Annotated in this window: 11 protein-coding genes and 2 pseudogenes; 4 read left to right on the top strand and 9 right to left on the bottom strand. The window is 68.5% G+C overall.

The genetic code is table 11. The features are described 5' to 3' along the window. Window positions 1-319 (top strand): annotated as a pseudogene (locus A5713_RS04525) (TetR/AcrR family transcriptional regulator); the annotation flags it as partial. On the opposite strand, the gene A5713_RS04520 reads toward A5713_RS04525, so the two are convergent. Genes A5713_RS04520 through A5713_RS04505 form a run of 4 tightly spaced genes read right to left on the bottom strand, consistent with a single transcriptional unit; the run spans window position 320 to window position 3,925 of the window. Beyond that, on the bottom strand, window positions 320-670 hold the full coding sequence (locus A5713_RS04520) for a hypothetical protein (RefSeq protein ID WP_068092968.1): 351 nt from the start codon (window positions 668-670) through the stop codon (window positions 320-322). It abuts the pseudogene before it with no gap. A gap of 34 nt (window positions 671-704) precedes the next feature. Next, a complete protein-coding gene (locus A5713_RS04515) occupies window positions 705-2,045 on the bottom strand; it encodes an FAD-binding oxidoreductase (protein WP_068092965.1) in 1,341 nt (446 codons plus the stop codon). A 22-nt stretch (window positions 2,046-2,067) separates the two neighbouring features. Then, the gene (locus A5713_RS04510; RefSeq protein WP_067919184.1) at window positions 2,068-2,808 is read right to left on the bottom strand and encodes a glucose 1-dehydrogenase; all 741 of its coding nucleotides are present in this window, start codon (window positions 2,806-2,808) and stop codon (window positions 2,068-2,070) included. 16 nt (window positions 2,809-2,824) lie between these two features. Continuing rightward, the gene (locus A5713_RS04505; RefSeq protein ID WP_068092962.1) at window positions 2,825-3,925 is read right to left on the bottom strand and encodes a diacylglycerol kinase; all 1,101 of its coding nucleotides are present in this window, start codon (window positions 3,923-3,925) and stop codon (window positions 2,825-2,827) included. A gap of 108 nt (window positions 3,926-4,033) precedes the next feature. On the opposite strand from A5713_RS04505, the gene A5713_RS04500 reads away from it, so the two are divergent. Further along, window positions 4,034-4,933, top strand: a complete 900-nt coding sequence (locus A5713_RS04500; RefSeq protein WP_068092956.1) for an alpha/beta hydrolase — start codon at window positions 4,034-4,036, stop codon at window positions 4,931-4,933. 110 nt (window positions 4,934-5,043) lie between these two features. Here the strand turns inward: A5713_RS04500 and A5713_RS04495 are convergent, their stop codons facing one another. Continuing rightward, window positions 5,044-5,667 (bottom strand): TetR/AcrR family transcriptional regulator, encoded by a 624-nt coding sequence (locus A5713_RS04495; RefSeq protein WP_067919179.1) that lies wholly within the window; start codon window positions 5,665-5,667, stop codon window positions 5,044-5,046. Between the two features lie 161 nt (window positions 5,668-5,828). Here A5713_RS04495 and A5713_RS28140 point away from each other — a divergent pair, with 161 nt between their 5' ends. Next, window positions 5,829-5,954 (top strand): hypothetical protein, encoded by a 126-nt coding sequence (locus A5713_RS28140; protein WP_007167223.1) that lies wholly within the window; start codon window positions 5,829-5,831, stop codon window positions 5,952-5,954. Window positions 5,955-5,960: 6 nt separating this feature from the next. Here the strand turns inward: A5713_RS28140 and A5713_RS04490 are convergent, their stop codons facing one another. The 4 genes from A5713_RS04490 to A5713_RS04475 form a co-directional block, all read right to left on the bottom strand. Beyond that, window positions 5,961-7,388, bottom strand: coding sequence for an NAD(P)(+) transhydrogenase (Re/Si-specific) subunit beta (locus tag A5713_RS04490; RefSeq protein ID WP_067919177.1), 1,428 nt, complete (start codon window positions 7,386-7,388; stop codon window positions 5,961-5,963). Continuing rightward, window positions 7,385-7,711, bottom strand: a complete 327-nt coding sequence (locus A5713_RS04485) for an NAD(P) transhydrogenase subunit alpha (RefSeq protein WP_067919175.1) — start codon at window positions 7,709-7,711, stop codon at window positions 7,385-7,387. Before A5713_RS04485 ends, A5713_RS04490 begins: the two co-directional genes overlap by 4 nt. Continuing rightward, entirely contained in the window at window positions 7,712-8,809 is a 1,098-nt protein-coding gene (locus A5713_RS04480) for a Re/Si-specific NAD(P)(+) transhydrogenase subunit alpha (RefSeq protein WP_068092953.1), read from the bottom strand. A gap of 142 nt (window positions 8,810-8,951) precedes the next feature. Next, window positions 8,952-9,413: a nuclear transport factor 2 family protein gene (locus A5713_RS04475; protein WP_068092950.1), complete on the bottom strand. Its 462-nt coding sequence runs from the start codon at window positions 9,411-9,413 to the stop codon at window positions 8,952-8,954. 146 nt (window positions 9,414-9,559) lie between these two features. Between A5713_RS04475 and A5713_RS04470 the strand changes: the two are divergent. Continuing rightward, window positions 9,560-9,866, top strand: a pseudogene (locus A5713_RS04470) (acyl-CoA dehydrogenase); the annotation flags it as partial.

Raw genomic sequence — 9,866 nt, 5'->3', positions numbered from 1 at the left:
CGGCCTGGTGCGGGCGACCGCGGGCCTGAAGGGGGTCGACAAGCTCGACGCGGTGCTGCGGTTCATCGTCGAATACCAGCACTCCTACTCCGGTGTGCGCATGGTCGACGTCGAGCCCGAGCACACCATCGCCCAGTTCTCGTGGGTGATCCCGCAGATGCGGGAGGGCCTGCAGCGGCATATGCCCGGGCCGAACGCCGCGGTGAAGGCGGCGACCGTGATCCGGATCGCCATCTCGCACTACATCGTCCGCAGCGACGACGCGGACCAGTTCCTGGCGCAGCTGCGGCACGCGGTCGGAATCAAGGGCGGCTCCTGATCAGTCGAGCTGGACCGCGACATTGACGCGGCCCTTCTCGTCGCGGCTGGCGATCGCGTGTCCGGTGCGATCGGCGCCGTCGAAGTTGAGCAGCGTGATCGGCCCGCCCTCGCCGAGAAAGTTTCGCCACCATGTCTTGCTATCGGGCGACATGACGTGGATGACGACGCCGTCGCCGGAGCGGCGGTACCCGACCGGGGTCTGGATCGTCTTACCCGAACGCCTGCCGACGTAGCGAATTTTGATCAGCCCGCGTCGTACCAGCGGTCCGACGACGGGTGCATCGATCATGCCACCGAATAGATTGTTGACGATTCCGACAATGGGCGTGTTGAAGATTCCGGATGCCATGAATCCCAGCGTATGTCGGACGGTGCAAGTCCGATCAGTCGAACAGCACGGCCGCGTTGAGATAGCCCGTCGGATCCAACGCGGCCTTGATGGTCCGCATCGCGGCGATGTCCGCGGACTCCCGGGACATGCCCAGGTAATGCCGCTTGCGCGTGCCGACGCCGTGCTCGGAGCTGACGTTGCCGCCGGACCGCGCGATGAGCTCCATCATCGGCTCGTACAGCGCATGCTCCCGGTCGGCCGGGCAGCGCAGCACGTTGAGGTGCAGGTTGCCCTCCCCGACGTGGCCGAACAGCACCGGCAGCGCCTCCGGGGCCTGCGCGCCGATCAATTCGCCTGCCTCCCTGGCGAATCCGTCGATGGATGACAGCGGCAGGGAGACGTCGAACTTGAGCGGCGGCCCGTATACGCCGAGCACCTCGGCGAGCGACTCCCGCACCCGCCAGAGCCGTTGCTGCGCGGCGACATCCACGCCGACGGCGGGCTCGGAGCACATCCGCGCGCCGTCGAGCAGCTCGGCGAGCCGTTCGGTCTGGTCGTGGTCGGCGGCCAGCTCCACCAGCAGCAGCCAGTCACCCTCGACCGGCGAGCCCACCCCGAGGTGCTCGCCGGTCAGCGCGGCGGCACGGCCGTCGATCATCTCCAGCGCGGCGATGCCGTCCGCGTCCCGGAAAGTCCGGCCGGCGTCCACCAGAGCGTCGAGCCCGGCGAACCCGCACAGCGCGGTGACCCGCCGCGACGGGGCGGGATGCAGCCGCAAGTCGAGGGCGGTGATGACGCCCAGGGTGCCCTCGGCGCCGACGAACAGCGCCGACAGGTCGTAGCCGGTGTTGTCGCTGCGCACCCGGCTGTGCCGGCGGAGCAGCGACCCGTCGGGCAGCGCCACCTCAAGGCCGACGACCTGTTCGCCCATGTTGCCGTAGCGGACCGTGCGCAGGCCGCCGGCGTTGGTCGAGGCCATCCCCCCGACCGTCGCGGTGTCGCGGGCCGCCAGGTCGACCCCGAACACCAGGCCCGCGGCGCCCGCGGCGCGCTGCACCGCGGCCAGGGTGGCGCCGGCGCCGGCGCGGACGCGGCGCTCGAGGGTGTCGACGTCATCGACGGCATGCAGCCGCTCGGTGGACAGCAGCACGTCGTCGTGTTCGGGCACAGTGCCCGCCACCAGCGAGGTCCGGCCACCCTGCACCGTCACGTGCGCTCCAGCGTCCCGGCACACCCGCAGCGCCTCGGCGACCTGCTCGGCCGAACCCGGGCGCACCAGCGCGCTGGCCCGCCCGCGGTAGCGCCCGGTGTGGTCGACACCGCGGCCCGCGAGCACGTCGGGATCGGTGACCACGTGGTTGGACCCCACCACATCGGCCAAGCGGCGCAGCATGCTCGCCGTTATAGCACCGCGGCTAGAACTGCTTGTGCGGCACGTCGCACACGAGCCCGCCGTCCATGACGAATTCGCTGCCGGTGGCATAGGACGACTCATCGCTGGCCAGAAACAGGATGAACGTCGAGACCTCGCGCGACTCGGCCGGGCGGCCGAGCGGAATGGTCACCATGTCATCGGGTAGATGCTTGGTCATCGGGGTGCGGATGAACCCGGGGTGCACGGAGTTGACCCGGATGTTGTGCCGCGCCAACTCCAGGGCCGCGGACTTCGCCAGGCCGCGTACCGCCCACTTGGAGGCGACGTAGGGGTGCACCATCGGCGCGCCGCGCAGCCCCTCGATCGAGGACACGTTGATGATCGAGCCGCCGCCCGCGGCGATCATCGGGTCCACGGCCACCCGCATGCCCAGGAAGGTTCCGGTCAGGTTGACGTCGATCACCTTCTGCCACTTGGCCAGATCGAAACTCCGCAACGGGCCGAGTGCGACGGTGCCGGCGTTGTTGACCAATACGTTGAGCTTGCCGAATTCGCCGACCGCGGTCTCGACGGCGGCGTCCCACTGATCGGGCTGCGTGACGTCGAGGTGGACGTAGCGCACCGAGTCGCCGATCTCGTCCGCCACCGCCTTGCCCTCGTCGTCGAGGATGTCGCCGATCACCACCTTGGCGCCCTCGGCCGCCAGCAGCCGCGCGTGCTCGGCGCCCATCCCGCGGGCACCGCCACTGATCAGTGCGACTTTGCCTTCTACCCGTCCCACAGGGACTCCTTTCGATTTAGGTGCTCACCAAAGTGGTTGGTGCGTAAAGGCCTTTACCGGTCACCAGCGGCAGGTCGAGCGTGGTAAGGATGCCTGGCGGCGCGGCGATCACCGCGGGAATCGCGTTGACGATGCGCCCGGCGGCACCCACGATCGCGGCGTGGTTGTGGTCGCCCTTGCGGCTGCTGGGAACGATGTCCACGGCGTAGGAGGGCTCGCCGGTGATCTCGACGCGGTAGGAGCCGCCACCGGCGGCCGGCTGGGCCCAGTCCGGTCGCAGGTCGGGCCGCAGCCGGGTGATGTGCTCGATGACGACGGCCGGCCGCCCGTTGGACATGCCCCGAATCTCGAATTGCAGCGCGGCCATGGTGCCCTTGGCGACGTGCCCCACCGCGATGTCGAAGTCTTCCGGCGCCGGCTCGCGCTGGTAGGACTCGGTGATCTCGTCGACCTCGATGCCCAGTCCCGCCGCCAGCTGACGGATCGCCGTCCCCCACGCGATGCCGAGGATGCCCGGCTGCAGCAGCATCGGCACCTCGTCGAGCGGCCGGCCGAATCCCATGTAGTGCATGACCTCCGCGCCGTCGTAGGTGGCGTAATCGGCGATCTCCATGCAACGCACCTGTTCGATGCTCTGGCAGGTGCCCGCCAGCGCGAACGGGATGAGGTCGTTGATGAACCCGGGGTCGACTCCGGTGATGAAGATGCTCGAATTGCCTTGCCGGGCGGCGTCTTCCACGCGGTCGATGTACTTGTCGGGCATCACGTCCCACGGGTATTGCAGCAGCCCCGGCGAGGACCCGACGACGTTGACGCCGGCGGCCAGGATGCGCATGACGTCGGCCATGGCATCCGGCAGCCGGGTGTCGCCCATGGCGCAGTAGACGAGGCACTCGGGCTTGGTGGCCAACAGCGCATCCAGGTCTCCCACGGCCGTGACGCCGGTGACGACACCGGGTTCCAGGCCTACTCCGCACAGGTCGCCGGCGTCCCGACCCACCTTCTCGGGGGTGGACACGCACACACCCGTCAGCTCGAACTGCGGGTTGGTGATCAGCTCGGTGAGGGCCAACCCCCCGACGTTTCCGGTACCGACGTGCGCGACGCGGATCGCCATGGGAGTCTCCGTTCGTTGAGCGCTCAAACGTTTCTAGACACTAGTCCATAAAAACCGTGGCACATACCGGCGGACGGATCGCCGCGGCCCAGGCAGAATAGCTCGCTGATGACACAACGAGAAGACGTCCGGTTCCCGTCCGGCGGCGATCTGATCAGCGCATGGCTCTACCGTCCGGTCGGCGACGCGCCCGCGCCGTTGTTGGTGATGGCGCACGGGCTGGGCGGGGTGCGCAGCATGCGCCTCGACGCCTACGCCGAACGGTTCAGCGCGGCCGGGTACGCCTGCCTGGTGTTCGATTACCGCAATTTCGGCGACAGCGAGGGCGAGCCGCGCCAGGTGCTGGATGTGGGCCTGCAGCTCGCCGACTGGGCCGCCGCGGTCACCTACGCGCGCACCCTGCCGGGCATCGACCCCAATCGAATCGCCTTGTGGGGCACCTCTTTTGCCGGCGGCCATGTGATCGCCACGGCGGCCCGGCTGCCGGGCATCGCCGCCGCGGTCGTCCAATGTCCCTTCACCGACGGCATCGCGTCGGCGCGCACGATCAGCAACCCGCTGGTCTTTGCGCGGGTCGGCCTCCTGGCGGCACGTGACCTGGTGGCCGCCCGACTGCGCAAGCCTCCGGTGATGGTGCCGACGGTTGGAAGACCCGGGGACGTCGCGTTGATGACCACGCCCGACGCGTACCCCGGCTATCTCAGGCTCGTGCCCGAAGGTGAGGAACTGACCAACGAGGTGGCGGCCCGCATCGCGTTGACGATCATGGCCTACCGTCCCGGCCGCGACACCGCGAGAATCCCCTGCCCGATCCTGTTCTGCGTGTGCGAAGCCGACTCGGTGGCACCGGCGGCGCCGACGCTGCGCTACGCGGCCAACGCCCCGCACGGCGAGGTCAAGCTGTATCCCGAAGGGCACTTCGCGATCTACGTCGACGAGGCGTTCGACCGTGTCGTCGCCGACCAGCTCGCCTTCCTCGACAGGCACCTGAAAGGCGCGGGGGCCTAACTAGGGGCGATCGCGAGCGCGGCGGAGCCGGGCGAAGCGGGTCGCCCCATCGGAACTGGGGGCGATCGCGAGCGCGGCGGAGCCGGGCGAAGCGGGTCGCCCCATCGGACCTAGGGACCCAGCGGGGAACTGGTGCGGATCGCTTCGTCGCGGATCAGGCCGCGCAGCAGCGCGGTGCTGAATTCGGCGGCGATCTCCTTGGCGCTGCGGCGCCCGCTCGGCCGCAACCACCGGTAGGCGCCGAGCGTCATGCCGATGTACCCGAGCGCCAGGACGTGGGAGTCGCACTGGTAGAACTCGCCGCTGGCGATCCCCCGGTCGATGAGGCCGTGCACGTGCTCGTAGACCTGGGTTTCCTTCTCCCTCACCGCGGCGACCTGTTCCTCGGTGAACCACTCGGTGATGTAGGGCTGCTCCTGGAAATACACCGCGGCACCCTCGGGATTGGCGGCGATCTGGTCGAGCAGGCGCACGGTGTACTGGTAGAGCGCCTCCCGCGCCGTCATCGAGGGATCGTCGTGGACGGCGGCCAGGGTGCGCTCGGCCGCCTGCTGGTAGATGTCGTAGAGGATGAGGGACTTGCTGGCGTAGTAGTGGTACACCGTCGCCTTGTTCAGCCCGATCACGTCGGCGACGTCGTCCATCCGGGTGCCGTGATAACCGCGCGCGGCGAACAGCTTGGTGGCCACAGCCAGCAGCTCCTCGCGGCGCGTTCGTCCGTTCTCGGATGCCATCGGTACTCGCTTCGTCATTACCCGTCCGTTGCCGGGATGCCGGGGTCGGCCAATTATCAATCAACTGGTTGGACAGTTTAGGCAAACGCCAGGTGTCGCCCCGACGAGGATGGGACTAGACTCGCCATCAAAGCTCAAGTCGCGACTGGAGGGGTGGCCTCATGGATCCGAGTCCGGACTACGACGCTAGCGACGAGATCGAGTTCTTCTTCCGCTACGTTCCGTGGGGCCTGCGCGGGGTGGTCGACGGCAACGGCTACCCGCCGCCCGCCTACCCACCCGTCTAGAGCTGGTCAGAGAGCCTTCAGTTCCTCGGCGACCTCGGTCACCGACTTTTTCGCGTCCCCGAACAGCATCGTCGTCCCGTCGGCGTAGAACAGCGGGTTGTCGATGCCCGCGAACCCGGAGTTCATCGACCGCTTGAGCACGATCACCGACTTCGCCTTGTCCACGTTGAGGATGGGCATGCCGTAGATCGGGCTGGACTGCTCGTTGCGGGCCGCCGGGTTGGTGACGTCGTTGGCGCCGATGACGATCGCGACGTCGGTGCGGGCGAACTCGTCGTTGATGTCGTCCATGTCCTTCATGGCGTCGTAGTCCACCTCGGCCTCGGCCAGCAGGACGTTCATGTGCCCGGGCATCCGGCCGGCGACCGGGTGGATCGCGTACTTCACCGGCACGCCCTTCTCCTCCAGCAGCGACGCCATGTCCTTGACGGCGTGCTGGGCCTGCGCGACGGCCAGGCCGTAGCCGGGGACCACGATCACCTGGTTGGCGTACGCCATCTGGATCGCGGCGTCGGCGGCCGAGGTCGCCTTGACGTGTTTGTCGCCACCGTCGCCGCCGGCGCCCGGGGCCACGCCCCCACCGCCGAAGCCCCCGGCGACGATCGCCGGGATGGAGCGGTTCATCGCCTTGGCCATCAGGTTGGTCAGGATCGAACCGGAGGCGCCGACGATCATGCCGGCCACGATCATCGCGGTGTTGTTGAGCGCCAGGCCGGCCGCGGCGGCCGACAGCCCGGTCATCGCGTTGAGCAGCGAGATGACCACCGGCATGTCGGCGCCGCCGATCGGCAGCACCACCATCAGGCCGAGCACACCGGCGGCGGCCAGCAGGCCGACCATCCACCACAGTGATGCTCCGCCGGTGCCGGGGTGCGCGTGCAACCCGACGACCACGGCGGCCGCGACCGCGCCGACGAGCAGCAGCAGGTTGATCGGTTGCTGCGCCTTGCCGAAACCGATCGGCGCCCCGGAGATGATCTCCTGCAGCTTGCCGAACGCGATGATCGAGCCCCAGAACGAGATCGACCCGATGATCGCGGCGAACAGCGACGCCACCACGATGTGCACGGTCGGCGATTCGCCGTGCTGGAAGGCCGAAAAGCCCTTCGTTTCGATGAATTCCGCCAGGGCGATCAGCGCGACGGTGCCACCGCCGACGCCGTTGAAGAACGCCACCAGCTGCGGCATGGCGGTCATCTTGGTCAACCGGGCCGGGGGAACGCCCAGCAGCACACCCACGACGAGGCCGGCGATGATCAGCACCCAGGATTCGGTGTGGCGGATCTTGATCAGGGTCGCGGCGACGGCGATGGCCATGCCCACGGCGGCGATCAGGTTCCCGCGCACCGCGGTCTTGGGCCCCGTCAGGCCCATCAGGCCGTAGATGAAGAGGGCGAACGAAATGATGTAAAGAACGGTGACGAGGTAGTTCATTTCGCCGCGGGCTCCTCGAGTTTGGCGGGCGCCCGCTTCTTGCCCTTGAACATGCCCAGCATCCGGTCGGTGACGATGAAGCCGCCGATGACGTTCAGCGTGCCGAAGACCACCGCGACGAACAGGATGATCTGCACGGCCAGCGACGGGTGCTCAACCTCGCCGAACACCACCAGCGCGCCCAGCACCACGATGCCGTGGATGGCGTTGGTCCCCGACATCAGCGGCGTGTGCAGCGTGTTGGGCACCTTGGAGATGACCGCGAAGCCGACGAACCCGGACAGCACCAGGATCGCCAGGTTGGCCAATAGCTCGTCGTACATCTATGCGCCTTCTTTCCCGGCACGGGTGACACACGCCGCCGCGACGACCTCGTCGTCGAAGTCCGGGGCGAGCTTGCCGTCTTTGATCAGTAGGTCCAGCAGCGCGGTGATGTTCTTGCTGTAGAGCTCGCTGGCGTGCTCCGGCATCGTCGCCGGCAGGTTGAGCGGCGAGGCGATGGTCACGTCGTGCTTGACGACCGTGCGCCCCGGCTCGGTCAGCTCGCAGTTGCCCCCGGTCTCCCCCGCCAGGTCCACCACCACGCTGCCGGGCTTCATCGACTCCACCGCCGCGGCGGTCACCAGGCGCGGCGCGGGCCGCCCGGGCACCAGCGCGGTGGTGATCACCACGTCGAAGCCGGCGATCGCCTTCTCCAGGGACTGCTGCTGCTGGGCACGTTCCTCCTCGGTGAGCTCGCGCGCGTACCCGCCCTCACCCGCCGCGTCGATGCCGATGTCGAGCCACTGCGCCCCCACGGAACGGACCTGGTCGGCCACCTCGGGCCGCACGTCGTATCCGGAGGTTCGAGCACCCAGCCGTTTGGCCGTTGCCAGCGCCTGCAGCCCGGCCACCCCGACGCCGAGCACCAGCACGCTGGCCGGCTTCACGGTGCCGGCCGCGGTCGTCAGCATGGGGAAGAATCGCGTCGACTCCGAGGCGGCCAGCAGCACGGCCTTGTAACCGGCGACGTTGGCCTGCGACGACAGCGCGTCCATGACCTGGGCCCGCGAGATCCGCGGAATGGCTTCGAGCGCGAACGCCTGCACGCCGGCCTCGGTGAGCGCGCCGATGGAGTTGTCGGCGTTGCGCGGCGCCAGGAAGCCGATCAGGGTCTGCCCGCGGCGCAACCTGGCGACCTCTTCTTTGGTCGGCGGCGCCACCTTCACGACGATGTCGGCGGACCAGGCGTCCCCGATGCCGGCGCCTGCCTCGGTATACAGCTGATCGGGCAGCAACGCGCCTTCGCCCGCGCCGGACTCGACCACCACCGCCACACCGCTGCCGATCAGCGATGCCACCGCCTTGGGCACCAGCGCGACCCGCCGTTCGTCGGCCCCGGACTCGGCGACCACCCCTACCGTCGTCTGCGCATCTGTCATGGCGCGTACATCCGCTTCCACTTTCCTGCCGTTTGGATGTGCCGCCGCTAGGGCCGCACGCTTCGCTACCTTAACGCCTGCCGGATTCCGCCCCGGACGTGCGACCGACCGGGCCGGGATACCCCGGGTTGTGGCCCGCCGGCTACCAGAGCGGGATGTCTTGGCCGTGCTCCGCGGGCGGCCGGGGCCCGAAGTAACGCCGCTCGGACTCGTCGATGCGCAGGTCGTTGATGCTGGCCTCGCGGCGCGCCATCAAGCCGGACGGGGAGAACTCCCACAGCTCGTTGCCGTAGCTGCGGTACCACTGGCCGCTGGCGTCGTGGCACTCGTACTGAAACCGCACGGCGATGCGGTTGTCGTGGAAGTCCCACAGGCTTTTCCGCAGCGCGTAGTCGAGCTCGCGCTGCCACTTGCGGGTCAGGAAGGCCACGATCTGGTCGCGCCCGACCACGTGCTCGTCCCGGTTGCGCCACTGCGAGTCGGGCGTGTACGCGAGGCTGACGCGGTGCGGGTCGCAGGTGTTCCACGCGTCCTCGGCGGCCTGCACCTTCTGCAGGGCCGTCTCCAGGGTGAACGGCGGGAGCGGCGGACGGGATTCGGTCATGGCGCCATGTCTACCGCGAGACTGCATCCACGCACACCCGTCGCGGCGTGTCGTGTGTGTGGTTTCAGTGTCGCGAAGGTGACCAATGAGGCTCGCCATCTAGGGCGACTCGACACGTGTCCTATCGTGACGGCATGGACTTCGCGATGTCGGCCAAAGCCAACGATTACCACCAGCGATTGACCGACTTCATGACCGAGTACGTCTTCCCGGCCGAGGCCGAATACGACAAGTACCGGGACGAGGCCGGCCCCGACGACCACACCGTCCCGCCGATCATCGAGGAACTGAAGACCAAGGCCAAAGAGCGCGGGCTGTGGAACCTTTTCCTGCCGGCCGAGTCGGGCCTGACGAATCTGGAATACGCTCCCCTGGCCGAGATCAGCGGATGGAGCCTGGAGATCGCGCCCGAGGCGCTCAACTGCGCGGCGCCCGACACCGGGAACATGGAGA

It is taken from the genome of Mycobacterium sp. E2497 (assembly GCF_001668695.1).
Taxonomy (GTDB): Bacteria; Actinomycetota; Actinomycetes; order Mycobacteriales; family Mycobacteriaceae; genus Mycobacterium.
The sequence above is the reverse complement of the archived record's forward strand: the minus strand, read 5'-3'. Positions and strand labels throughout refer to the sequence as shown.